This window comes from Citrobacter sp. wls717 (genome assembly GCF_005280955.1).
Classification (GTDB): Bacteria; Pseudomonadota; Gammaproteobacteria; order Enterobacterales; family Enterobacteriaceae; genus Citrobacter; species Citrobacter werkmanii.
In genome coordinates this window covers 1-23,985 of sequence record NZ_SZWW01000034.1, presented here as the reverse complement: position 1 = coordinate 23,985, position 23,985 = coordinate 1, and the positions used below count along the sequence as shown (strand labels likewise).

Annotated in this window: 22 protein-coding genes; 10 read left to right on the top strand and 12 right to left on the bottom strand. The window is 52.4% G+C overall.

Annotated elements, in window-relative coordinates:
- Positions 1–40 precede the first annotated feature (40 nt).
- From dusC to FDX09_RS18200, 6 genes are all read right to left on the bottom strand, one after another.
- The gene (dusC, locus tag FDX09_RS18225) at positions 41–985 is read right to left on the bottom strand and encodes a tRNA dihydrouridine(16) synthase DusC (RefSeq protein ID WP_085047881.1); all 945 of its coding nucleotides are present in this window, start codon (positions 983–985) and stop codon (positions 41–43) included.
- Positions 986–1,046: 61 nt separating this feature from the next.
- Positions 1,047–2,240 carry a 3-hydroxybenzoate 6-monooxygenase gene (locus tag FDX09_RS18220; RefSeq protein ID WP_085047880.1) on the bottom strand — a complete coding sequence of 398 codons (1,194 nt, stop codon included), beginning with the start codon at positions 2,238–2,240 and terminating at the stop codon, positions 1,047–1,049.
- A 14-nt stretch (positions 2,241–2,254) separates the two neighbouring features.
- Positions 2,255–2,899 carry a maleylacetoacetate isomerase gene (gene maiA, locus FDX09_RS18215; RefSeq protein ID WP_085047879.1) on the bottom strand — a complete coding sequence of 215 codons (645 nt, stop codon included), beginning with the start codon at positions 2,897–2,899 and terminating at the stop codon, positions 2,255–2,257.
- Between the two features lie 8 nt (positions 2,900–2,907).
- Entirely contained in the window at positions 2,908–3,609 is a 702-nt protein-coding gene (locus FDX09_RS18210) for a fumarylacetoacetate hydrolase family protein (protein ID WP_038641969.1), read from the bottom strand.
- 15 nt (positions 3,610–3,624) lie between these two features.
- The gene (gene gtdA, locus FDX09_RS18205) at positions 3,625–4,662 is read right to left on the bottom strand and encodes a gentisate 1,2-dioxygenase (protein WP_038641971.1); all 1,038 of its coding nucleotides are present in this window, start codon (positions 4,660–4,662) and stop codon (positions 3,625–3,627) included.
- A gap of 11 nt (positions 4,663–4,673) precedes the next feature.
- Positions 4,674–6,032 (bottom strand): aromatic acid/H+ symport family MFS transporter, encoded by a 1,359-nt coding sequence (locus FDX09_RS18200; protein ID WP_085047877.1) that lies wholly within the window; start codon positions 6,030–6,032, stop codon positions 4,674–4,676.
- A gap of 126 nt (positions 6,033–6,158) precedes the next feature.
- On the opposite strand from FDX09_RS18200, the gene FDX09_RS18195 reads away from it, so the two are divergent.
- The 8 genes from FDX09_RS18195 (at position 6,159) to preA (ending at position 13,114) form a co-directional block, all read left to right on the top strand.
- The gene (locus FDX09_RS18195) at positions 6,159–7,067 is read left to right on the top strand and encodes a LysR substrate-binding domain-containing protein (protein ID WP_085047876.1); all 909 of its coding nucleotides are present in this window, start codon (positions 6,159–6,161) and stop codon (positions 7,065–7,067) included.
- Between the two features lie 122 nt (positions 7,068–7,189).
- On the top strand, positions 7,190–7,588 hold the full coding sequence (locus tag FDX09_RS18190) for a CidA/LrgA family protein (RefSeq protein ID WP_137347653.1): 399 nt from the start codon (positions 7,190–7,192) through the stop codon (positions 7,586–7,588).
- Positions 7,585–8,280, top strand: a complete 696-nt coding sequence (locus FDX09_RS18185; protein ID WP_038641977.1) for a CidB/LrgB family autolysis modulator — start codon at positions 7,585–7,587, stop codon at positions 8,278–8,280. Before FDX09_RS18190 ends, FDX09_RS18185 begins: the two co-directional genes overlap by 4 nt.
- A 148-nt stretch (positions 8,281–8,428) precedes the next feature.
- The gene (cdd, locus tag FDX09_RS18180; RefSeq protein WP_038641979.1) at positions 8,429–9,313 is read left to right on the top strand and encodes a cytidine deaminase; all 885 of its coding nucleotides are present in this window, start codon (positions 8,429–8,431) and stop codon (positions 9,311–9,313) included.
- Between the two features lie 135 nt (positions 9,314–9,448).
- Complete coding sequence (sanA, locus tag FDX09_RS18175; protein WP_038641981.1) at positions 9,449–10,168, top strand: outer membrane permeability protein SanA; 720 nt, start codon at positions 9,449–9,451, stop codon at positions 10,166–10,168.
- A gap of 2 nt (positions 10,169–10,170) precedes the next feature.
- A complete protein-coding gene (locus FDX09_RS18170; protein ID WP_137347652.1) occupies positions 10,171–10,410 on the top strand; it encodes a DUF2542 family protein in 240 nt (79 codons plus the stop codon).
- A 233-nt stretch (positions 10,411–10,643) separates the two neighbouring features.
- Positions 10,644–11,885, top strand: a complete 1,242-nt coding sequence (locus FDX09_RS18165) for an NAD(P)-dependent oxidoreductase (protein WP_137347651.1) — start codon at positions 10,644–10,646, stop codon at positions 11,883–11,885.
- The gene (preA, locus tag FDX09_RS18160; protein ID WP_137347650.1) at positions 11,879–13,114 is read left to right on the top strand and encodes an NAD-dependent dihydropyrimidine dehydrogenase subunit PreA; all 1,236 of its coding nucleotides are present in this window, start codon (positions 11,879–11,881) and stop codon (positions 13,112–13,114) included. Before FDX09_RS18165 ends, preA begins: the two co-directional genes overlap by 7 nt.
- Before the next feature lie 57 nt (positions 13,115–13,171).
- On the opposite strand, the gene mglC is transcribed toward preA, so the two are convergent.
- From mglC to folE, 6 genes are all read right to left on the bottom strand, one after another.
- Positions 13,172–14,182, bottom strand: coding sequence for a galactose/methyl galactoside ABC transporter permease MglC (gene mglC, locus FDX09_RS18155; protein ID WP_003027393.1), 1,011 nt, complete (start codon positions 14,180–14,182; stop codon positions 13,172–13,174).
- A gap of 15 nt (positions 14,183–14,197) precedes the next feature.
- The gene (mglA, locus tag FDX09_RS18150) at positions 14,198–15,718 is read right to left on the bottom strand and encodes a galactose/methyl galactoside ABC transporter ATP-binding protein MglA (protein ID WP_005129207.1); all 1,521 of its coding nucleotides are present in this window, start codon (positions 15,716–15,718) and stop codon (positions 14,198–14,200) included.
- Between the two features lie 70 nt (positions 15,719–15,788).
- Positions 15,789–16,787, bottom strand: coding sequence for a galactose/glucose ABC transporter substrate-binding protein MglB (mglB, locus tag FDX09_RS18145; RefSeq protein ID WP_006683804.1), 999 nt, complete (start codon positions 16,785–16,787; stop codon positions 15,789–15,791).
- Between the two features lie 292 nt (positions 16,788–17,079).
- Positions 17,080–18,105, bottom strand: a complete 1,026-nt coding sequence (galS, locus tag FDX09_RS18140) for an HTH-type transcriptional regulator GalS (RefSeq protein ID WP_038641992.1) — start codon at positions 18,103–18,105, stop codon at positions 17,080–17,082.
- A gap of 144 nt (positions 18,106–18,249) precedes the next feature.
- The gene (gene yeiB, locus FDX09_RS18135; RefSeq protein WP_137347649.1) at positions 18,250–19,407 is read right to left on the bottom strand and encodes a DUF418 domain-containing protein YeiB; all 1,158 of its coding nucleotides are present in this window, start codon (positions 19,405–19,407) and stop codon (positions 18,250–18,252) included.
- 14 nt (positions 19,408–19,421) lie between these two features.
- Complete coding sequence (folE, locus tag FDX09_RS18130) at positions 19,422–20,090, bottom strand: GTP cyclohydrolase I FolE (protein ID WP_003027410.1); 669 nt, start codon at positions 20,088–20,090, stop codon at positions 19,422–19,424.
- A 321-nt stretch (positions 20,091–20,411) separates the two neighbouring features.
- On the opposite strand from folE, the gene fghA reads away from it, so the two are divergent.
- Both fghA and FDX09_RS18120 read left to right on the top strand, forming a co-directional pair.
- Entirely contained in the window at positions 20,412–21,248 is an 837-nt protein-coding gene (gene fghA, locus FDX09_RS18125; protein WP_085047873.1) for an S-formylglutathione hydrolase, read from the top strand.
- Between the two features lie 278 nt (positions 21,249–21,526).
- Positions 21,527–23,512, top strand: coding sequence for a ligand-gated channel protein (locus FDX09_RS18120; protein ID WP_087855914.1), 1,986 nt, complete (start codon positions 21,527–21,529; stop codon positions 23,510–23,512).
- The last annotated feature ends 473 nt before the right edge of the window (positions 23,513–23,985 follow it).

The following is a 23,985-nucleotide window of genomic DNA, read 5'->3' as shown; positions in this document are numbered from 1 at the left end:
TGGCGGCGTAAACGCCTTATCCGGCCTACCGGAACTGATGTCAGGCGGTAATCTTGATGGCCTGAATCGCCCGAGCGATATCCGGCGAATTGTTTAACGCGCGAATCTCCTGAAACAACGCCGTGGCTTCTGAATATTCTTTACGCAAATACCCTAACCACTGCTTAATACGCGCCACATGATACAACCCCGTGTCACCCTGCTTTTCGAGACGGGTATATTTTTGCAGCAGCATCACGACGTCAGGCCACGGCATACGCGGCTCGTTGTACTTCACCACGCGACTCAGGTTCGGGATATTTAACGCACCACGACCGATCATCACCGCATCGCATCCGCTGATGGCCATACAATCCTGGGCGCTCTGCCAGTCCCAGATTTCACCATTTGCGATAACCGGAATGGTAAGTCGCTGGCGAATTTCGCCAATCGCCTGCCAGTTAATATGCTCGGCCTTATAGCCCTGCTCTTTGGTACGACCATGCACCACCAGTTCACTGGCACCAGCCTGCTGGACGGCATCGGCAATTTCAAACTGCCGGTCGCTGTTGTCCCAGCCCAGACGTACTTTCACCGTCACCGGGAGAGGGTCCGGCACAGCCTCGCGCATGGCTTTTGCGCCGCGGTAGATGAGCTCAGGATCTTTCAATAACGTCGCGCCACCGCCGCTGCCGTTGACCAGCTTCGACGGGCAACCGCAGTTCAGATCGACACCGTACGATCCCAGTTCGACCGCGCGCGCGGCGTTCTCCGCCAGCCACTGCGGGTACTGGCCCAACAGCTGTATGCGCACCCGCGTGCCGGATGGCGTGCGGCTGTTGTTATGCAGTTCCGGGCAGAGCCGGTGAAATACTTTTGCCGGCAGGAGCTGATCCACCACGCGCACAAACTCCGTGATGCACAGATCGTAATCATTCACTTCAGTCAGCAGCTCGCGCACCAGGGAATCGAGCACGCCTTCCATCGGCGCCAGTAAAACACGCATATCGTCACCCGCAAAAAAAGAGGCGCTATGGTAGCGCCTCCGTTCGGGAGATTAAAGAGGCTCAGCGCGGCAACAGACAGTTATCTTCTTTCCAGCCGTACAGCCACTCCATACCGCGATAAAACTCCGCCTGTGATTTACCTTTCCACAGCAGATTACGCACCTGGCGCTCGACGCCCGCGGCGTGATAAACGCGGCCCATTTCGCGCGTCGACCAGACAATCCGCGCCGTACGCGGAATGCGCACCGACTCATACAGGGCAAAGGCATCAGCCGCATCGCCGTCACACTGCTGTAACGCCTTACCAAGCGTGACGGCATCTTCCAACGCCATACAGGCTCCCTGCGCCATATATTGCGCCACCGGGTGCGCGGCATCACCCACCAGCGTAATGCGGTCGGTACCCCATTTCTCGACCGGCTCGCGGTCAGCGGTGGACCAGCGCCGCCATGATGTCGGTTTATCCAGCATCTGGCGCGGACGTGGATGAATACCGGCAAAATAGGAGAGCACCTCCTCTTTACTGCCATCCTTCACGCCCCACTCTTCCTGCTGACGACTATGAAAGGTCACCACCAGATTGTATTGTTTGCCGCCGCGCAGCGGATAGTGCACCAGGTGACAGTGCGGTCCGGCCCACAGCACCGGCGCGTTAATGCGCAAATCTTCCGGCATATCATCGCAATCAATCACAGCGCGGTAGACCACGTGCCCGGTCACGCGTGGCGCATCGCCAATCAGAGACTGACGGACAACCGACTTCACACCGTCACAGCCGACCAAAATATCTGCCGTCCAGCTGTTGCCATGCTCGTCAAATACCGTCACGTCATTCTCGGTCTGGCGAATATCAACCACGTTAGTTGAAGTGCGATACTCAACGTTGGGATGAACCAGCGCCGCTTCCCACACAGAAGCATGAATATCCACCCGATGGATAACCGCATAAGGACCGCCAAAGTGATCGCGGAACGCCTGTCCGGTTTCAATACGCACGACTTCCTGCGCATTTACCGCATCCATCATGGTGATATGATCGGTAAAAACGGCGCGCTGGCGGGCAACCTCTCCCACGCCAAGGCTGTCGAGAGCAGAGAACGCGTTTGGCCCGAGCTGAATGCCCGCGCCGATTTCGCCAATCTCATGCGCTTTCTCCAGCAACATCACTTTGATTCCCTGACGGGCCAGCGATAACGCGGTCGCCGCGCCGCCAATCCCACCACCCACGATAATTGCGCGTGTCACTTTAGCCATTGTCGTTCTCCTTATCAGGCCGGAATTTTGTCTTGTTGGTTCTCGGGCGCGGCGGCGATAAACGCCGGAAGCTGGGTACAGGCATCATAGACCGCCTTACAGCGTGGATATGCGCTCAAATCGCAGCCCATACGTAGCGCGTTCGCCCATTGCGGGATCAGGCAGCAATCCGCCAGCGTCGGCGCATCACCCACGCAGAACGCCCCCGAATGACTCTGGCGCAGCATCTGTTCCACTGCGCTTAACCCTTGCTGGATCCAGTGCGCATACCAGCGTTTTTTATCCTCTTCACTGATCTTTAATTCGTCGCTCAGGTAGCGCAGTACCCGCAGATTATTCACGGGGTGGATATCACAAGCGATGGCATAAACAATTTCCAGCACCCGACTGCGCATCGGGAAGTCAGCAGGCAGCAGCGGCGACTGCGGAAAGTGGCCATCCAGCCAGTCGATTATCGCCAGCGATTGTCCAAGCGATTCTCCGTCGTCGGTCACCAGCGTCGGCACCAGCCCCACCGGATTCATCCGCCGGTAGGCCAGCTCGTTCTGCTGACCGATGCGAATGTTGACGCCCACCGTCTGGTAATCGAGCCCTTTCAGCGCCAGCGCAATACGCACGCGATATGACGCGGAGCTATTAAAGAAACTGTACAGCTTCATCATCCACCTCAGACAATCTTCACGGCGATGGGGGTTAAACCGTCTACGTTGCCGGTGATCACATCCCCTTTCACTACCGCCCCCACGCCTTCCGGCGTACCGGTGTAGATCAGATCGCCCGGCTGCAGTTCGAAAAATCCGGACAGATAGCTGATGGTTTCATTCACAGACCAGATAAGGTGACGAATATCGCTCCGCTGATGATCGTCGCCGTTAACCTGCAGCCAGATAGGCGCATTGTTAACATCAGCGATTTCACTGGCTTTATGCAGCGGCGCGATGGGCGCAGAGAGATCAAACGCTTTGCCGATTTCCCACGGACGCCCCATCTGGCGCATCTCCATCTGCCTGTCACGACGGGTCATATCCAGACCGGTGGCATAGCCCCAGATATATTCGTGCGCTTTTTCCAGCGGTATATCGCTGCCCTTTTTACCAATCGCCACCACCAGTTCTATCTCGTAGTGATAGTTATCGGTCTGCGACGGGTACGGCAGTTCAAGGGTTTGACCAGCCGCCACCGGAACCACCGCGTCGGCCGGTTTACAGAAGAAGAACGGCGGTTCGCGATCCGGGTCAAAGCCCATTTCACGCGCGTGTGCAGCATAGTTGCGCCCCACGCAGTAAACGCGGCGCACGGGAAATTGTTCATCACTACCAACCACCGGAACGGTAACAGGCGCTTGTGGTTCGAATACGTATTGCGTCATTTTCTCTCTCCCAAATTAATAGCGTGCTTCACGGAACAACCCCAGCGCTTCCTGAACCGGTCTGTCCGAAAAACTGAATAAGACGGCATCTTCGCTGGCCTGGAACGACACACCGTGCCAGGTCGGCACCACGAAGATATCTTTTGGCGAAAAGTTGAAGGTTTCGTTGCCGATGGTGACCCGCCCGCTTCCTTCCACCACATGGTAGATAGTGCTGTCAGTGGTACGCGCCATCCGTGAAGAAAAGCCCTTCGGCAACAATTGCAGGAAGGTCCCCATTGACGGCATGGGATAACCGCCAGTTACCGGGTTCACGTAGCGCATCTTGTAACCATCCCACTCGTCGGCTTCGCCCATGCGGGTCAGGTCATGCAGTGCTTCACGGCTACGATCGTAGCGATAGTTGAAAATGGGCGATGAGTTACCCTTCTGATGACGCAGCGGCAACATGTTGGCCGCATAGCGCGGTAAATAATCCCCTTCCTTGCGCGTGACCGGCTGCTGATCTTCCGGGTAGTCTTCCGCAAAGCCGCAGCCCAGCAGATTCACCAGCGGCAGATCCAGACCGTCCAGCCACACTACCGGTTCGCTGCCTGGGTTGCCGTGATCGTGCCAGCGCCATTGCGGCGTCAGAATAAAATCGCCTTCATGCATCTGGGTGCGCTCGCCATCGACGGCGGTAAATGCCCCTTTCCCTTCGACAATAAAGCGCAGCGCAGACTGATTATGGCGGTGGCTCGGCGCAACCTCGCCCGGCATAATCAACTGTAATCCCGCGTACAGCGTCGGGGTGATTGAAGACTGTCCGCGCAGCATTGGGTTTTCCAGCACCAGCACGCGACGAATTGCCTCTTTCGCGCCAATCAGATCGCCGCTTTCCAGCAGTAGCGGACGGATCTCCTGATAGTTCCAGTACGCAGGCGCGCAATTCGCGTTCGGCGTTGACGGCACCAGACGGTGCAACGACTCCCACAGCGGGGTCAGATTCTGCCCGGAAATATGCTGGTAAAACTGCTGACGGCTGTTCTTAACATCCTGATTCAGTTCAGACATAGGGATTCTCCTTATTCATTCACGATGCCTGCGCGTGGCAAGGCGTCAGGGACAGAGGCCGACTGGCGAACAACAACCGTCAGCAGCGTAAGCATCACCGCGCTGATGGCCGCCGGAACGGCAATAATGAAAAACAGGTTATCGAATGAGAAATTCATCGCCATCATCACGCCGCCGGAAAGCGAACCGACAATCGCGCCGCAGCGGCCAATGGCATTAGACCAGCTGACGCCCGTCGCCCGGCTTTGCGTCGGATAAAGGGTGGCGGTTAACGCATTGAGACCCACCTGAGAACCGCTAATCCCGATGCCGGTGCCAAAAATCGCCAACGCCATCAGCCACAGGCCGTTTTCGCTCAGGCCAATCATGACGATACATGCCGCCCCCAGCGCATAGCTCACCGCCAGCACGCGGAAAGGATTGTATTTATCCATCAGTACGCCCAGCGCCAGCGCGCCTAACGTACCGCCAATCTGGAAGGCCGCAGTCACCCAGGAGGCATGTTGCAGGTCGATTCCTCGATGGTTAAGCAGCGTTGGCATCCAACTGGAGAGCAGATAAATAATCAGCAGGCTCATAAAGAACACCACCCATAACATCAGGGTAATGGGCAACTGTCGCCCGACGAACAGCTGGCGGATACTGCCTTTGGCAATCGCTGACCCTTCGTTGAGATAAAAATGGGTATCGTCATAACGTTCCCGGGTAATAGCGCTGACAGTTCTGGCAATCACGTTTTGCGGTAGCTGGCGACGAACCTGCCAGCGCGGGGATTCCGGTAGCGCAAACAGCAGGGCGACAAACAGCATGAGCGGCAAAACGCCTCCCAGCACCAGAATGCCGTGCCAACCAACAACCGGCACCAGTTGAGCGCTGACGATGCCGCCCATAGCCGATCCGAGAGTGAAGCCGCAGAACATCATGGTGACCAATGCGCCACGCCGACGGGCAGGCAGGTATTCCGACGTCATGGTGATGGTATTAGGCATCGCGCCGCCCAGACCTAACCCGGTAAGGAAACGCAAAATAACCAGCGTTTGCAGATCGGGCGAAAAAGCAGAGATCAGACTCAGCGCGCCAAACAGCGCCACGCAAAGCTCAATCACCCGTTTACGGCCAAAACGATCGGACAGCGGGCCGCAGAGCAACGCGCCAGCAGTTAGCCCCAGCAGTCCTGCGCCAAAAAGCGGCGCCAGATCCCCGGCAGTCAATTGCCAGTGAGTGCGTATATCGGGTGCGATAAAACCAATCGCCGCGGTATCAAAACCGTCGAGCATGACGACCAGAAAACAGCAAATAATCACGCGCCACTGCGTCTTACCGACGGGGGCGGAATCTATTAGTGCTTGTAGATCACGTTGTTGAGTCATAGTGAATGCCTCAGTGCAGGTAGAGTAGATGTCTGTTTTGTTTTAGGTATGTTGCGACTTTGTATGTTTGGAGATGAAATGTACAATGGCTTTTCATGCAGAGGCATAACCTGGAGGTTATAGCAAATGGCTAACTGGGCACAGAAACTGAAGTTGCACCACCTGCAAACGCTGGTCGCGCTAGGGGAACAGGGAAATTTGACTCACGTCGCCCGGATGATGAATATCACCCAGCCTGCCTTGTCCAAATGGTTATCACAGCTCGAAGATGAGATTGGCATCACGCTCTTTGAACGACATAGCAAAGGCTTACGCCCCTCCGAAGGCGGCAAGCTGTTGCTGCAACATGCTCAACGCCTGATCAATGATATGGAGCGTTCGCAGTACGAAATTGCCCGTTTCAAGCAAGGCGGTCTGGTGGGAAGTCTGAAGATTGGCTGCTCGCCGGTGGCGACCGACTGCGTTTCACAGGCAATACTGGGCTTGCTTACGGAGCTACCCACTCTGCATCTCAATATTGAAGAGAAAGTGATGACCCCGTTACTGCACGATCTGCTGGCGGGTTCAGTGGATGTCGTCGTCGGTCGCGTTGGCGGCCGGGCGCTTCAGTTGCCGCTTAATTACCAGGTGCTCTATACCGAGCCGGTCTGTTTTGTCGCCCGCCCCGATCATCCGCTGGCAAAATATCCCCTGCTCACCTGGAACGATCTGGCTAACTGGCGTTGGATTGTCTGGCCGACAGGCACCCCCATTCGGATTAGCATTGACAACGCGCTGGTCGATAATGGCGTAATGCTGCCGGAAAACACCATTGAATCAGCGTCGATAAACGTCAGCACTAACCTGCTGCAAAGTAGCGACATGGTTTCTATTCTTTCTCTGCGTCTGGCGCAGCGTTATGCCGCCCAGGGACAACTGGCTATCCTGAATCTGCCGAAGATTGAACAAAAAGGCAGCGTAGGCGTATTCTGGCGCAACAATGAAACGCCTACCACAGCCCTGAGTCGTTTTTTGTATTACCTGGCGCAGGTTTAGCGCGATCATATGCGCAATGTTCCAGACGTCTATTTCCTCTATGCTTAGAATTCATGATGTGATCGGTAGCACGTTTTGAAGTTTAATTGTATGATGAATCAGTCTCGTCAAGGGTTTCAATTATGAGCAAATCACTGAACATTATCTGGCAATATTTGCGCGCATTCGTCCTGATCTATGCCTGCCTCTATGCAGGTATTTTTGTCGCTTCGCTGCTGCCGATCACGATTCCGGGCAGCATCATTGGCATGCTGATTCTGTTTGTCTTACTGGCATTGCAGGTATTACCGGCAAAATGGGTTAATCCCGGCTGTTATGTCCTGATTCGCTATATGGCCCTGTTATTTGTCCCGATTGGCGTGGGGATCATGCAGTACTTTGATTTGCTCCGCGCACAATTTGGCCCGGTGGTGGTGTCATGCACCATCAGTACGCTGGTTGTTTTCCTCGTGGTGAGCTGGAGCTCGCATCTTGTACACGGTGAACGCAAAATTGTTGGCCAAAAAGGTTCGAAAGAATGATGACATATATCTGGTGGTCGTTGCCCCTGACTCTCGCGGTGTTCTTTGGCGCACGTAAGCTGGCAGCACGCTTTAAAATGCCGCTGCTGAATCCGCTGCTGGTCGCGATGGTGGTGATTATTCCCATTCTGATGCTGACCGGAATTCCCTACGATCACTATTTCAAAGGCAGCGAGGTGCTGAACGATTTACTGCAACCTGCCGTGGTCGCGCTGGCCTATCCGTTATACGAACAGCTGCACCAAATTCGCGCGCGCTGGAAATCGATAATCGCTATCTGTTTTGCGGGGAGCGTCGTGGCGATGGTTACCGGCACAACAATCGCCCTGTTGATGGGCGCCTCACCGGAAATTGCCGCGTCAATCATGCCGAAATCGGTCACCACGCCTATCGCTATGGCGGTGGGAGGAAGTATTGGTGGTATTCCGGCCATCAGCGCGGTGTGCGTCATTTTCGTCGGCATTCTCGGGGCGGTATTTGGTCATACTTTACTGAATGCTATGCGCATTCGCACGAAGGCCGCGCGAGGACTGGCAATGGGTACCGCTTCTCACGCCCTGGGAACCGCGCGTTGCGCAGAACTGGATTATCAGGAAGGCGCGTTTAGCTCTCTGGCGCTGGTCATTTGCGGCATTATCACCTCGTTGGTCGCCCCGTTTCTGTTCCCGGTTATTCTGGCAGTGGTCGGCTAACCTTCACTTTTTGGTTATTTATTTGCGATGCGTTGCACATTTTTCATTTAAGTTTCATAAGTTGCACACACAATGAGATTTGGATCACATATAAAGCCGTAACAGGCCCGTAAACTACGATTCCATTACATTGTTATGAGGCATCGCCATGCATCCACGTTTTCAAACTGCTTTTGCCCAACTCGCGGATAACTTGCAATCAGCCCTGGCCCCTGTTCTGGCGGATACGCATTTCCCCGCCATGCTGACTGCTGAGCAGGTCTCTTTGCTGAAACGCGAATCGGGACTGGACGAAGACGCGCTGGCATTCGCTCTGCTGCCGCTGGCTGCGGCCTGCGCACGTACCCCGCTTTCCAACTTCAACGTGGGCGCGATCTCTCGCGGCATTAGCGGCACCTGGTACTTCGGTGGCAACATGGAGTTCCTGGGCGCAACAATGCAGCAAACCGTTCATGCCGAGCAAAGCGCCATCAGCCACGCCTGGCTGCGCGGTGAAAAAGGCCTCGCCGCCATCACCGTTAACTACACCCCTTGCGGCCACTGCCGCCAGTTTATGAACGAATTGAACAGCGGGTTGGATTTACGCATTCATCTGCCTGGGCGCGAACCACACGCACTGCGCGACTATCTCCCGGACGCGTTCGGGCCAAAAGATCTCGACATCAAAACGCTACTGATGGACGACCAGGATCACGGCTTCGCGCTGCAGGGCGACGCCCTGACCCAGGCGGCAATTACCGCCGCCAACAGATGCCATATGCCATACAGCAAATCGCCAAGCGGCGTGGCGCTCGAGTGTAAAGACGGGCGAATTTTTAGTGGTAGCTATGCTGAAAACGCCGCCTTTAACCCCACTCTCCCACCGCTGCAAGGCGCGTTAAACCTGTTGAGTCTGAACGGTTACGACTATCCGGACATTCAACGCGCGGTGCTGGCAGAAAAAGCCGATGCGCCGTTAATCCAGTGGGATGCGACCTCCGCCACCCTGCACGCGCTGGGCTGCAACAATATTGAGCGCGTGCTGCTCAGTTAACTCATAAAGCCCGGTGGCGCTGCGCTAACCGGGTAACAGTGACTAAAATCCCCTCAATCAGACTGCTGTTTCTTGCGCTACGTCTTCCGGTACAGTAGCCTGATTGAAATTCCACCCAAATAACGAGTTTTCTGCATGTTAAAGCGCGTGTTTTACAGCCTGTTAGTCCTGTCAGGCCTGCTGCTGTTGACTGTGCTTGGACTCGACAGATGGATGAGCTGGAAGACTGCCCCCTATATCTACGACGAATTACAGGATTTACCCTACCGCCAGGTCGGTGTGGTCCTGGGTACGGCAAAATACTATCGAACCGGCGTTATCAACCAGTATTACCGCTACCGTATTCAGGGCGCATTGAACGCCTATAACAGCGGGAAGGTAAACTATCTGTTGCTGAGCGGCGACAACGCGCAGCAAAGCTATAATGAACCCATGACGATGCGTAAGGATCTGATTGCCGCAGGGGTCGATCCGGCTGACATTGTGCTTGATTACGCCGGGTTCCGTACGCTCGACTCCATCGTGCGTACCCGTAAGGTATTCGATACCAACGATTTCATCATTATTACTCAGCGATTCCACTGTGAACGCGCCTTGTTTATTGCGCTGCATATGGGCATTCAGGCCCAGTGCTATGCGGTGCCTTCACCAAAAGATATGCTTACCGTGCGGGTACGCGAATTCGGCGCGCGTTTTGGCGCACTCGCCGATCTCTATATTTTTAAACGTGAACCCCGTTTTTTAGGCCCACTGGTACCCATCCCTACCATGCATCAGGTACCCGACGATGCGCAGGGGTATCCGGCGGTTACGCCTGAACAATTACTCGAATTACAAAAGAAACAAGGAAAATAAGCATGGATGTACAAACCCTCTTCGTCGTGTTGGCCTTTCTGCTCATTCCTGTGTTTTGTTTCCGTGAGGCCTGGAAAGGCTGGCGCACCGGGGCCGTAGATAAAATTAAGAAAAATGTGCGCGAACCGGTATACGCTTATCGCCATCAAGAGCCCCTGCAATTTTGGTCCTATGTGTTGGTTTATGCCGGATGCGGATGTTTATCCTTCGGTATGGTTATTTACTTAATTTTCTATCGATAAAGATATTATTTTTATATTAGCGTTTGAGAATAGTTAATATTATGATAACGGTTACCATTTCAAATTAAGGGATTAATGCTGCCCGTCAGCATTTCCCGCCAACACTCTTCTATTTGTGAATCCTTTCACAGAATACTCTTCCTGCAGTGCTTAGCCTTAAGAATAGCCTTTCGATTTTTATATTTTGTTATTAACGGTTTGCCTTAATTTACTCACGCATTAAGGAAGAAAATATGCCACAACAAAATTATCTGGATGAGCTCACGCCTGCTTTTACGCCATTATTAGCCATAAAAGAGGCTTCTCGCTGTTTATTATGTCACGATGCCCCCTGTAGCCAGGATTGTCCGGCGCAAACTGACCCGGGAAAATTTATTCGCTCCATTTATTTTCGTAATTTTAAGGGTGCAGCCGAAACTATTCGTGAAAATAATGCACTTGGGGCAGTATGCGCCCGGGTATGCCCAACCGAAAAGTTATGCCAACGCGGGTGTACACGCTCAGGTATTGATAAGCCGATTGATATTGCACGTCTGCAACGCTTTATTACAGACTTTGAGCAGCAGACCGCAATGAAAATTTATCAACCCGCCACAAAAACACAGGGCAAGATCGCCATCATTGGCGCAGGCCCGGCAGGATTACAAGCCAGCGTAACGCTGAGCAATCTGGGCTATGACGTCACTATCTATGAAAAGCAGGCCCAACCTGGCGGCTGGTTACGCTATGGCATTCCAGAGTTTCGTCTGCCGCATGCTGTTTTAGATAACGAAATTGCTCGTATCGTTGAAATGGGCGTAACAATCAAATGCAATTGTGAAGTCGGCACTGCCCTTTCCATTGAGCAACTCAAAACAGAATACCGCGCCGTACTGGTTACCGTAGGGATGTCTTACGGTTCAACGTTACCGCTGTTTGAGAAGGCCAATCACGTTGAAATTGCCGTCGATTTTCTGCAACGAGCCCGGCAAACCAGCGGCGATATTACCGTCGCGCAAAGCGCATTGATCATCGGCGGCGGCGATGTCGCGATGGATGTCGCCAGCACGTTGAAACTGCTGGGCTGTGCGTCAGTTACCTGTGTCGTCCGTGAAGAACTGGCCGATTTCCCAGCCAGCGATAAAGAGTTCAGCAGCACACAAGCGTTAGGGGTATCGATTATTGACGGTTTCACGCCTGTGGCGGTTAGCGGAAACCGGGTTACTTTTAAACACGTTCGCCTGCCGGGAGAACTGACGCTTGAAGCCGAACATATTATTCTCGCCGTTGGTCAACATGCTCAACTTGAACATTTCGCCGCGTTAAAACCACAGCGCAATCTTATCGACACGCATCATTATCAAACCGCCGATCCCGCTTTGTTTGCCGCGGGCGATATTGTAAAAGGCGATAAAACGGTGGTTTACGCCGTGAAAACCGGAAAAGAAGCCGCTCAGGCCATTCATCACTACTTAGAGGGAGCTTGCTCATGTTAACGAAAGATCTTTCTATTACTTTTTGCGGCGTCAAATTCCCCAACCCGTTCTGCCTCTCTTCTTCTCCGGTGGGCAACTGCTATGACATGTGCGCCAAAGCCTATGACACCGGCTGGGGCGGTATTGTCTTTAAAACCATTGGTTTCTTTATTGCGAATGAAGTCTCTCCACGCTTTGACCATCTGACCAAAGAAGATACCGGCTTTGTTGGCTTCAAAAATATGGAGCAAATTGCCGAGCACCCGCTGGAGGAAAATCTGGCCGCTATTCGCCGGCTGAAACAGGACTACCCGGATAAAGTTCTGATTGCATCGATCATGGGGGAAAATGAACAGCAGTGGCAGGAGCTGGCACGGCTGGTCGAAGAGGCGGGTGCAGACATGATCGAATGCAACTTCTCTTGCCCGCAAATGACCTCACATGCCATGGGTAGCGATGTTGGGCAAAGCCCTGAGCTGGTCGAAAAATATTGTCGGGCAGTTAAACGCGGTTCTTCCCTGCCGATGCTGGCTAAAATGACACCGAATATCGGTGATATGTGTGAGGTTGCGCTGGCGGCAAAACGCGGTGGCGCCGACGGTATTGCAACCATCAATACGGTTAAATCCATTACCAATATCGATCTGAACCGGAAAATTGGGATGCCGGTCGTCAACGGTAAATCCAGTATTTCCGGCTACTCCGGCAAGGCCGTTAAACCTATCGCCCTGCGATTTATTCAGCAACTGCGCATGCACCCTGAACTGCGCGATTTCCCGATTAGCGGCATCGGGGGTATAGAAAACTGGGAAGATGCCGCCGAGTTTTTACTGTTAGGCGCGGCCACGCTGCAGGTGACCACCGGGATAATGCAGTATGGTTATCGGATTGTGGAGGACATGACCAGCGGGCTGTCACATTACCTCGCCGATCAAGGATTTGACTCACTGGAGAAGATGGTGGGCCTTGCCAATGCCAATATCATCCCCGCTGAAGATCTTGACCGTAGCTACATCGTCTACCCAAACATCCATCTCGATAAATGCGTGGGCTGTGGTCGCTGCTACATTTCCTGTTATGACGGCGGGCATCAGGCGATGGAATGGAATGAGGAAACCCGAACCCCACACTGCGACACGGAAAAATGTGTGGGATGCTTGCTGTGCGGCCACGTTTGCCCGGTCGCCTGTATCGACCTGGGTGAAGTAAAATTTAAACCCGGAGAGAAAGAGCACGCGTTAACATTATAACGCGGACAAAAAAGGCCGGTGCAGATTGCGCTGCACCGGCCTTTTGGCGTTTTATCGTTACTTCTTACGCGCGTACTTCAGGGAGTCCAGCGCCACCGCGAAGATGATGATGCCGCCCTTAATAATGTACTGCCAGTATGGGTTAACGCCGATGTAAGTCAGCCCGTAGTTGATGACGGTAAAGATAATCACACCGGTCACCACGCCGAAGACGGTCCCTACCCCACCGCTAAACGAGACGCCGCCAACCACGCACGCCGCAATCGCATCCAGCTCATACATAAAACCGAGGTTGTTGGTCGCCGAGCCGATACGTCCTGCTTCCAGCAAACCACCGAAGGCATAGAACACACCAGACAACGCATAGATAATCAGCAGGTTCAGCGCGACGTTCACGCCAGACACTTTCGCCGCCTCTGGGTTACCGCCGATAGCAAAAATGTTTTTACCGAAGCGGGTCTTGTTCCACAGCACCCACACAAAGGCCACGGCAATCAGCGCATAGAAGGTGATATAAGAGAGTCGGAAGCTGCCCAGCGCGATAAAGCCCTGCGCAAAGGTAGAGAATCCGCTGTCAAAGCCAGAAATTGGCGATGCGCCGACAAAATCATAGTACAGGGAGTTGATCCCGTAGACGATGATCATCGTACCCAACGTGGTAATAAACGGCGTCACGTTCAGATACGCGATGATGATACCGTTCACCAGACCGATAATCGCGCCGATGACGCAAACAATCAGTACCACCACGATAATCGGCATCGTCGCCATTTCCGGGAATACCTTGTTGGCGTTCTCCATCGATTGCAATAAGGTTGCCGCCACCACTGCCGCCAGACCAACCTGACGCCCTGCCGACAGGTCTGTCCCTTGCGTCACAATCAGTCCGGCAACACCCAATGCGATAATAATACGCACTGAGGATTGCGTCAGAATATTACTCAGGTTGAGTAAACTTAAGAAAGTGGGATCCTGGAAAATAATAATTGCCAGCAAAACCAAAAGAACAACGTATATTCCGCCTTCTTTCAGATAAGTAAGAAAACTTTTCTTATTTAACGCACTCATGAGGAGCCCCTAATCTTAAAGGTGCAAAGACGCAAGACGGAGGATTTCGTTTTGCGTTGTCGTTTTAGTGTCAACAATTCCGGCAACGAGACCATTGCTCATCACCAGAATACGATCGGTAATACCCAGCAGCTCCGGCATTTCAGAGGAAATAATAATAATCCCCTTATCTTTTTTCGCGAGTTCGGCTATCAACTGATAAATTTCAAATTTTGCGCCGACATCGATACCACGTGTAGGTTCATCCAGCATCAGGATTTCTGGCTGCGTTAATAGCCAGCGGCCAATAACCACCTTTTGCTGATTCCCCCCGGAAAGTGAACCAATTTGTGTACGATGGCCCGGCGTTTTCACCCTCATAGAGTCAATCACCCACTGGGTATCGCTCTTCATGCGGGAATTATCCAGCAGACCGACTTTATTTTTATAGTTTTGGATATTGGAGATTAACGAGTTAAAACCAATGTCCAGATACGCATAAATACCGGTCGAGCGGCGCTCTTCCGTGACCAGTGCAAAGCCATGGTTGATGGCTTCATTCGCGCTGTGGTTATTAATTTTTTTGCCGTGTAACGTAATCGTACCCGATGATTTCTCACGAATACCAAAAAGCGTTTCAACGATATCAGTGCGTTTTGCGCCTACCAGACCGGCAATCCCGAGGATTTCCCCTTTGTGCAAATCAAACGAGACATCACGAATCGACGGCTGACGCAGCGAGGTCAGGTTACGCACTTGCAGAATCACTTCACCAGGTTTGTTTTCTTTATCAGGAAAACGTTGGTTCAGCGAACGTCCAACCATCATGGCGATGATCTTGTCCATATCCAGCCCTTCCAGCGGCTGGGTTGCGATCCACTGCCCGTCGCGCAGCACGGTAATTTCATCACACAGCTGGAAAATTTCTTCCATTTTGTGAGAAATATAAACAATACCGCATCCACGCTCTTTCAGCTTACGAATGATGGTGAACAGATGATTAACTTCTTTCTCGGTTAACGATGACGTCGGCTCATCCATGATGACGATTTTGGCATCGTAGGAGAAGGCTTTGGCAATTTCGATCATCTGCATTTGTGAAACGGATAATGTACCGACGCGCGCCCGCGGATCGATATCAATATCCAGCTCATCAAATATCGCTTTGGTATCACGGTACATTTTTTCCTGATCGACAAACATACCTTTGGTGGGATAGCGCCCCAACCACATGTTGTCCATCACGGAACGTTGTAATACCAGGTTTAATTCCTGGTGGACCATCGAAATACCATTTTCAAGCGCTTCTTTCGCCGAATGAAAATCGATTTCTTTACCCTGAAATAAAATACTACCGGAATCTTTTTGATAGATGCCGAAAAGACATTTCAATAATGTGGATTTCCCCGCGCCGTTCTCGCCCATTAAGGCGTGAATTGAATGCGGGCGGACTTTTAAATTAACGTTATCAAGAGCCTTAACGCCGGGGAAAGACTTGTTAATGCCGGTCATTTCCAACAAGTATTCGCCTGACGACTGAGTATGTGTGCTGACCATAAATATACCTTGTTGGCCTTGCAAAGCGCGTTATTAAGGGCGCAATGACATTGCGCCCATAGACGGAGATTTATTTATTAGTGAACTCAGCCAGATTATCTTTATCGACACCGACGTACGGAACGCGAACAATTTTGTTGTCAATTTTCCAGTTAGTGCCGTCTGCTGCGCCTTTGCCATCAGCCAGGTTTTTCGCCAAATCGAAGGTCGCTTTCGCCTGGTTGTTGGCATCGTTCAGCACGGTACCGGCCATGGCGCCGGATTTCACCAGGGCCAGCGCTTCAGGCAGCGCATCCACGCCAAATACCGGTACGCTGGTTTTGTTGTGCGCTTTCAGCGCTTCAACTGCGCCCATCGCCATCGCATCGTTGTTGGCGATAACCACTTCAATTTTGTTAGCGTTCGGACCGGACATCCACGCATCCATCTTATCTTTCGCCTGAGCGGTATCCCACATCGCGGTATCTAACTGCAGTTGCTCAGTTTTAATGCCCTTGTCGTTCAGCTCTTTGATCACGTAAGTGGTACGTGCTTCAGCATCCGGATGTCCCGGTTCGCCTTTCAGCAGAACAAACTGGATTTTACCGTCTTTATTCAGATCCCAGTTCGGGTTAGCAGCCCAGTGTTTAGCAATCAAGTCACCCTGAATAATGCCAGACTCTTTAGAGTCAGTACCGACGTAATACGCTTTGTCATAGCTGTCCAGCGCTTTACGAGAAGGTTCTTTGTTGAAGAACACGATCGGCACATTCTGACCGCGTGCTTTTTCAATTACCGTGCCTGCAGCTGCCGGGTCAACCAGGTTAATCGCCAGTGCTTTAACGCCTTTTGCCAGCAATACGTCGATCTGGTCGTTTTGTTTGGACTGGTCGTTCTGCGAGTCATTCATCAGCAACTGTACGTCAGGCGCCGCTTTGGCATCCTTTTCAATAGCCTTACGTACCACAGACATAAAGTTATCGTCGTACTTATAAATCGTCACACCAATGCGGGTATCAGCAGCGTGCGCAGCCGCGCCGAATAACATGCTTGCCATTACAGCAGACAGGGTCAACACCTTCTTATTCATGGTATCTCCGGTTTTATTATGCAGGGTAGTACTTGAGATAAATGCTCGGCAGGCAGAACGTTACTGAAGTGTTACTGAACGCCGAAGCTCACTTTTAAAAATAATTCTTCCGTGCCTGGCAACGCTCCAAAAACTGGCTTTAATTTTTGTTTAAGGCACCAATACCTCGATGAAAGTGATTATTCACCGTTACATAGTAGTTACAGCGCAACAAACAGTGTCATCATAGCTATCGCATTGTTAATATACTGTGAATTTACTCACATATTGAAAGCGGTTACATAGTTCGACTTTATGAGTTAGTGATCGGTGCCGCATTCTGCCGCAATGCCACAGAATGACGACGCACCAGTGTCGGCATAAAGCAATGCGACGCCGCAGGATCTAACGTGCCCGCCGCGCCTTGCAGCGCAAGCTCCGTCGCCATTTTTGCCATTGAGGCGATGGGATAGCGCACGGTTGTCAGCTGCGGATCGGTGTAACGCGCAATGGGAATATCATCAAAGCCAATGATAGAAAGATGTAATGGGATGGCGATGCCGTTGTCTTTTAACGCGGTCAGTGCGCCCGCTGCCATGTTGTCGTTGTAGGCGAAGACCGCCGTCAGTTGCAAATTGCGCCCCAGCAGCTCCACCATGGCAGACTCTCCGCCCTGCATATCGGGCGAACCGGTACCGATCCAGCTTTCCGCCGCATCAATTCCTTGTTCTTTCAGGGCCGATAACCACCCTTCTTTGCGCATCGCATCATCTTCAATACGGTGGCTTGATGCCAGGTAACCAATGCGTTGATGACCATTATTCAGCAGCATGCGGGTCGCCATTTTGGCGCCGCTGATATTATCCAGGCAGACGCAACGGTGGGCGTAACCCGGAACAAGGCGATTGATCAGCACCATGCCAGGGATCTGATCCATAAACTCTGCCAGTTCCCGATCGCTGAGCGCTTTAGAGTGAACAATCAGAGCGTTACAGCGTTGGCGAATCAAAACCTCAATAGCATGACGTTCTTTTTCAGCCTCATGATAGCTATTGCCAATCAGGACATATTTCTGATGCTGCTGGGCAACCATATCGACAGCTTTAACCAGCGCGCCAAAAAATGCATCTGACACATCCATCACCACCACACCAATGGTGTCACTTACCTGTGTCGCCAGCGCCTGCGCATTGGCGTTAGGTCGATAGCCTAACTGAGTGACTGCTTTCATCACCGCTTCACGCGTGTCGGGACTCACCAGCGCACTGTTGTTCAGTACGCGGGAAACGGTCGCTACAGATACGCCAGACTGTCGTGCCACATCACGGATGGTTACCATATTCACTGCCCTGTTTTAGATTGCGGTTAGCCACAGACACCCCAGGCTGGGTATTTTGTCAGCACAATGAAACGGACTGCGTGAGTGATGTCACAGGAATGAAAGCGCTTACATCCATTTTGTTAATGAATGTGATCCAGATCGTTATCTGGATGTACGTGGTAATGATGTCCCTGAAGCACGCAGGGTTAATTGACGCCACAGCCACTCTACCGGGCCCTGCCGGTAAAAACGCAGCCAAATGACGGAGAACAGAAGATTAACGGCCCAGACAGGAATGACGAAACAGAGCAGCTCCAGCCGATCGAATTTCATAAACAAGCCGAATTGATAAAACAGCGTGGTGCAAATTAAGGTTTGCAACAGATAGTTAGTTAACGCCATACGTCCCACGCAGGCGATGGCAATCACCCACTTTAAGCGGCTCAACTGCGGCCAGAAGCCAAACATCAGGGCGGCGTAGCCGATAGTCTGCAACGGCGCGCCCAGCTCGCGCGGAGCTTGTAACAGGAAAGCACACCAGCGGTAGACCCACTCCAAATGCCACTGAATGATAATAGCAGGCAGGTTAATCGCCATGCCAATAATGACCAACAGTACGCCGGTACGTCGATAATGCTGCAAACTGTACTGCCCTTTCAGCCAGCCGCTGCGCATTAATGCTGCGCCAAGCAGCATCATCCCAGCCAGTTGCCAGCCGTACTGCGCGCCCAGTGCCAGCAAGCTATTGGACATCATATCCACGCGATTGCTGACCGCTTCCAGACCGCCATTCACTTTCCAGTATTTTTCATACAGCAAAGCTGAGGCATCCGGCGTCCACGCCCGACTGGTTTCCCCGCCGGAGATAACGCCCAGCAGCAGCAGTACGCCAATACCCACCAGATAAAGCAGGACGCCGGTGTTAAACAGGCTTTTTACCGAAGGGGCATCGCGAATCAACCGCCAGCAAATCAGACCAATTAAGCCATAAGCCAACAGGATATCGCCGTCCCAGAAGAGTAAACCGTGAATAAAACCCAACAGCACCAGTAGCGTAAGCCGCGACTGGATCCAGCGTTTGCCGCGCGGGAGCAGCATTTGCAGCCCTGCCCCAAACAGCAATGCAAACAGCGTGAGAAACTTGACCTGTGCGAAGAGATCAAGCACCGCCCAGCTCCAGGCGTCGGATAAGGTGATATTGCCATACCAGGCGGGATTGAGATATGCCGCCTTTGGCAGGCCAAAGGCGTTAATATTGAGAAGCAGGATGCCAAGAATGGCGACGCCACGAATAAAATCCAGCGTGACATTACGCTCCATGGCCCCTGCCCTAATCAGTTGTGATGACGTACTGCGCGCAGGAATTCCTGACGCGTGTTCTGGCTGGACTTAAACAATCCGCCCAGAGAAGTGGTGGTGGTCGCGCTGGTCGCATCGCGAATACCGCGCGCTTTCACGCAGTAATGCACCGCATCAATCGACACCGCAACATTATTCGTCCCAAGCAGCGTTTGCAGCGCGGTGAGAATTTGCTGGGTCAGACGTTCCTGCACCTGCGGACGCTGCGCAAAGAACTGCACAATGCGGTTGATCTTCGACAGGCCAATGACTGAATCTTTCGGGATATACGCCACCGTCGCTTTACCATCGATAGTGACAAAGTGATGCTCGCAGGTGCTGGTCAGCGTGATATCGCGGACCGTAACCATCTCGTCCACCTTCATTTTGTTTTCAATGACGGTGATTTTCGGGAAGTTGGCGTAATCGAGACCGGAGAAAATCTCATCGACATACATTTTCGCAATGCGATGCGGAGTTTCCATCAAACTGTCATCGCTCAAATCGAGATTGAGCAATTGCATAATCTCGGTCATATGGCCTGAGATAAGACGTTTGCGCGTTTCGTTATCCATCTCCTGCACGGGCGGGCGCAGTGGTGTTTCGAGACCACGCGCGACCAGCGCTTCATGAACCAAAGCCGCTTCTTTACTGAGTGATGACATTTCTTTTTCTCCTGCAGGTGTGGCGCCTCTGCCCTGCATGGGGCAAAGTTTTTAGGCTGTGTCACAGCCAGAACATTGTGCGTGAGGCGGCGCACATAATCCAGTATTCACCGCGATAATTATTGAAATTGGCACAGCCTTTCAGCGTATCAAATTCACGTAGCGTTCAGCCCGGCGATGTTGAGTGTTAATGTAAAGTTATATAGATGATGAAGTATGTTTGCCCAATGCGGAAGTGAAAGTTACTCACAGTGCAATGAATAATCTGTATTATGATGAATTCGCAAACATATTCAGGTTCAACACAACAAGGAGCCACGCATGGAAATGCTTGAAGAGCACCGCTGTTTTGAAGGCTGGCAGCAACGCTGGCGTCACGACTCCGCCACGTTAAATTGCGCTATGACTTTCAGCATCTTTCTTCCCCCACCTCGTGAGAATACCCCGCCTCCGGTGCTGTACTGGTTGTCGGGCCTGACCTGCAATGACGAAAACTTCACCACCAAAGCGGGCGCGCAACGTGTGGCGGCTGAGCTGGGTATTGTGCTGGTGATGCCGGATACCAGTCCACGCGGCGATCAAGTCGCCAACGATGATGGCTACGATTTAGGCCAGGGGGCTGGGTTTTACCTCAATGCCACCCAGCAGCCGTGGGCAAGCCATTTTCGCATGTATGACTATCTGCGTGATGAGCTTCCGGCACTGATCCAATCGCAGTTTAACGTCAGCGATCGTTGCGCCATCAGCGGACATTCCATGGGTGGTCACGGGGCGTTGATTATGGCGCTGAAAAATCCGGGGAAATACACCAGTATCTCCGCTTTTGCCCCCATCGTTAACCCTTGCCGCGTTCCGTGGGGCGAGAAGGCTTTTAGCGCTTATCTGGGTGAAGATAAATCGCTGTGGGCCGAATGGGATAGCTGCGCGTTAATGTTGGCCAGCAGGCCCGAAGATGCGATTCCGACGCTTATCGATCAAGGGGACAACGATCAGTTTCTTGCCGATCAGTTGCAGCCCGCGGTACTGGCCGAAACGGCACGTCAGACCGCATGGCCGATGACGTTACGCATCCAGCCGGGTTACGATCACAGCTATTACTTTATTGCGTCGTTTATTGAGGATCACCTGCGCTTCCATGCGCAATATTTACTGAAGTAACGCCTGAGTGAGGGCGAAAGCCCTCTTCATTTCGCCATCATCCCTTCACTTTTTCTCCATTTTTCTTTTTCACTTATCTTATTGATTTAATAATAATTTCCCCTCAAACCACGTCAAACACAAATGATTTCGATTATCATTTGTGTTTACAAAAATTCATACTTTTGTACAATCCATTCGCTTCTTTACTGAAAAGAGTCCTTAAAAGACAAATACATACAATTGTCATGGCCTTTCACATGACGCGCAGTTTGATTCATTTAAATGGAATGATACAAATGACTATACCTCACGTTAAGGCTGTAGCTGCCGCAGTATGCGTCGCCAGTCTCCCATCACTCGGCCATGCCGCTGAACAGGACACCGTCGTCGTCACCGCTACCGGCTTCGAGCAGAAAATTCAGGACGCCCCCGCGTCGATATCTGTTATTACCAAGCAGCAAATTGAAGACAAAGCCTATCGCGATGTCACCGATGCGCTAAAAGATGTCCCTGGCGTCGTCGTCACCGGTGGCGGCAGCAGCAGCGATATCAGTATTCGCGGTATGGCTTCGCAATACACGTTGTTCCTGGTCAACGGCAAACGCATCAGCACACGCAGCACACGACCTAACAGCGATAACTCAGGGATTGAACAAGGCTGGTTACCGCCGCTGGAATCCATCGAGCGTATCGAAGTTATCCGTGGACCAATGTCATCGCTTTACGGCTCTGATGCGATGGGTGGCGTTATCAACGTCATCACCAAAAAAGTGTCGAATACCAAAGCCTGGACCGGCTCCTTACATGGCGATGCCACTTTCCAGGAAGACAGGGATTCCGGTGATATTTACCAGACGAATGCCTATGCGTCCGGGCCGCTGATTGACGGGTTACTCGGTGCGAAGGTGACCGGATTATTCTCTCATCGTGCCGAAGATGAAATCCTCAATGGCTACAATGAACAGCGTATGCGTAATGGGGGTTTAACCCTCAACTTCACGCCGGATGATAAAAACGACATCGACTTCGATTACGCACGTGAACTGCAGGATCGTGACAGTACGCCGGGCAAATCCAGGGCTGAAGAAATCTGCCGCAACGGAAGCTGTAAGCCCAACAGTAAAAGCGAAAGCAAGTATGTGCACACCACATATTCACTCACCCATAGCGGCTATTACGACGACTTCAACTCCACCAGCTATATCCAGCAGGAAGAGACCGACAACCCTGGTCGCCAGATGAAGTCCTACAACACCATCTTTAACAATCAGAACCAGATTTTCCTCGGGGCGCACACCCTGACAGTGGGTGGACAGTACCGTTATGAGAAACTGCGCGATAACGGCAATCAGTTGCAAGCTGCCGATGGGCTGAACAAACTGACCCGCTGGAGCTGGGCGCTGTTTGCTGAAGATGAATGGGCTATTACCGATACCTTCGCGCTGACCGGCGGTCTGCGTATGGATAAAGATGAAAACTACGGCGACAACTGGACACCACGCGGTTACGGCGTCTGGCATCTGAGCGATCAATGGACCTTGAAAGGTGGCGTATCTGCGGGCTATCGCGCACCGGACCTGCGTCAGTCTTCTGCAAGTTGGGGGCAGGTCACCGGCGGCGGTCGTCTGAACGGGATCATTGTCGGCAACCCGGATCTGAAGCCAGAGAAAAGCCTGAGCGAGGAGATCGGGTTATTGTGGGATAACGGCAACGACCTCAACGCGGGCGTGACGCTGTTCAATACCGACTTCAAAAACAAAATTACCGAAGTGCGTCGCTGTAACAGCAGTTCCGACCCGGCCTGCACCATTGGTGGCACCCATTATGATTTCGTCAGCGATCGTGTGAACGTCGATAAAGCCAATATGCGCGGCGTAGAATCCACCTTCGGCTGGAAAATCACCTCCGACGTCAACTGGACGGCGAACTACACCTATACGGAATCTGAGCAGAAAAGCGGTCAGTTCTCCGGTCAGCCATTAAACAAAATGCCAAAGCATATGTTTAACACCACCCTGGACTGGCAGGCAACGCAGGATCTCGGTTTCTGGAGCCGTCTGAATCTGCGCGGTAAAACGTCAGAGTACCTGAGCCGTACCTCCATGGCACAAGGTACGCCATCGTATACGCAGGTCGATGTTGGTTTACGTTACTATGCTACCAAGGATCTGCTGATGACCGCCGGCGTGTATAACGTGCTGGATAAGCAAATCGATTATGACACCTACGACACCGTTCTCGATGGCCGTCGTTACACGGTTGGCCTGACTTACAGCTTCTAAGTCTGGCGCAATAAAAAAACCCCGGCAAGGTGAATGCCTAATGCCTGTTAGTTAAGCATGTATGGAGAACATTTTATTCCGCTACGGGGTTCCGTTCACCTCAGCGGTATCACTTCTCTGAATCACAGATACCCGTGAACGTGCAAGGGAGGCTCACCGCCGCCTCCCTTGCATCCCAGGCTCCCGGCGGGAAAATCGTCGCTGCGCGATTCATTCGTCTTATGCCGTCTGCCTGTCGGGTCGGGGCCGAGCCTGCGTCCCTGCAGGCCATCCCCTCTGCCCGCATCCCTGCGGGCAGACCCGGTCAGCCGTCAACGACTCATCGATTTTCAGCCGGACCGGAGTCATCGCTTCAACGCTCTGACTTCCAGTTAAATCTGTTTTGCTGTTCAGACCAAAAAACGCAGATGGTGAAGTGTGGGCTGGTCCGGCTGAAAATTGCCAACGTGTTTCCGTAAGGCCGGGAGAGCCAG

What these genes read in the sequence shown, in the direction of transcription:
- dusC (WP_085047881.1), bottom strand. Translation starts at nt 985, where the DNA reads ATGCGTGTTTTACTGGCGCCGATGGAAGGCGTGCTCGATTCCCTGGTG.
- FDX09_RS18220 (WP_085047880.1), bottom strand. Translation starts at nt 2,240, where the DNA reads ATGGCTAAAGTGACACGCGCAATTATCGTGGGTGGTGGGATTGGCGGC.
- maiA (WP_085047879.1), bottom strand. Translation starts at nt 2,899, where the DNA reads ATGAAGCTGTACAGTTTCTTTAATAGCTCCGCGTCATATCGCGTGCGT.
- FDX09_RS18210 (WP_038641969.1), bottom strand. Translation starts at nt 3,609, where the DNA reads ATGACGCAATACGTATTCGAACCACAAGCGCCTGTTACCGTTCCGGTG.
- gtdA (WP_038641971.1), bottom strand. Translation starts at nt 4,662, where the DNA reads ATGTCTGAACTGAATCAGGATGTTAAGAACAGCCGTCAGCAGTTTTAC.
- FDX09_RS18200 (WP_085047877.1), bottom strand. Translation starts at nt 6,032, where the DNA reads ATGACTCAACAACGTGATCTACAAGCACTAATAGATTCCGCCCCCGTC.
- FDX09_RS18195 (WP_085047876.1), top strand. Translation starts at nt 6,159, where the DNA reads ATGGCTAACTGGGCACAGAAACTGAAGTTGCACCACCTGCAAACGCTG.
- FDX09_RS18190 (WP_137347653.1), top strand. Translation starts at nt 7,190, where the DNA reads ATGAGCAAATCACTGAACATTATCTGGCAATATTTGCGCGCATTCGTC.
- FDX09_RS18185 (WP_038641977.1), top strand. Translation starts at nt 7,585, where the DNA reads ATGATGACATATATCTGGTGGTCGTTGCCCCTGACTCTCGCGGTGTTC.
- cdd (WP_038641979.1), top strand. Translation starts at nt 8,429, where the DNA reads ATGCATCCACGTTTTCAAACTGCTTTTGCCCAACTCGCGGATAACTTG.
- sanA (WP_038641981.1), top strand. Translation starts at nt 9,449, where the DNA reads ATGTTAAAGCGCGTGTTTTACAGCCTGTTAGTCCTGTCAGGCCTGCTG.
- FDX09_RS18170 (WP_137347652.1), top strand. Translation starts at nt 10,171, where the DNA reads ATGGATGTACAAACCCTCTTCGTCGTGTTGGCCTTTCTGCTCATTCCT.
- FDX09_RS18165 (WP_137347651.1), top strand. Translation starts at nt 10,644, where the DNA reads ATGCCACAACAAAATTATCTGGATGAGCTCACGCCTGCTTTTACGCCA.
- preA (WP_137347650.1), top strand. Translation starts at nt 11,879, where the DNA reads ATGTTAACGAAAGATCTTTCTATTACTTTTTGCGGCGTCAAATTCCCC.
- mglC (WP_003027393.1), bottom strand. Translation starts at nt 14,182, where the DNA reads ATGAGTGCGTTAAATAAGAAAAGTTTTCTTACTTATCTGAAAGAAGGC.
- mglA (WP_005129207.1), bottom strand. Translation starts at nt 15,718, where the DNA reads ATGGTCAGCACACATACTCAGTCGTCAGGCGAATACTTGTTGGAAATG.
- mglB (WP_006683804.1), bottom strand. Translation starts at nt 16,787, where the DNA reads ATGAATAAGAAGGTGTTGACCCTGTCTGCTGTAATGGCAAGCATGTTA.
- galS (WP_038641992.1), bottom strand. Translation starts at nt 18,105, where the DNA reads ATGGTAACCATCCGTGATGTGGCACGACAGTCTGGCGTATCTGTAGCG.
- yeiB (WP_137347649.1), bottom strand. Translation starts at nt 19,407, where the DNA reads ATGGAGCGTAATGTCACGCTGGATTTTATTCGTGGCGTCGCCATTCTT.
- folE (WP_003027410.1), bottom strand. Translation starts at nt 20,090, where the DNA reads ATGTCATCACTCAGTAAAGAAGCGGCTTTGGTTCATGAAGCGCTGGTC.
- fghA (WP_085047873.1), top strand. Translation starts at nt 20,412, where the DNA reads ATGGAAATGCTTGAAGAGCACCGCTGTTTTGAAGGCTGGCAGCAACGC.
- FDX09_RS18120 (WP_087855914.1), top strand. Translation starts at nt 21,527, where the DNA reads ATGACTATACCTCACGTTAAGGCTGTAGCTGCCGCAGTATGCGTCGCC.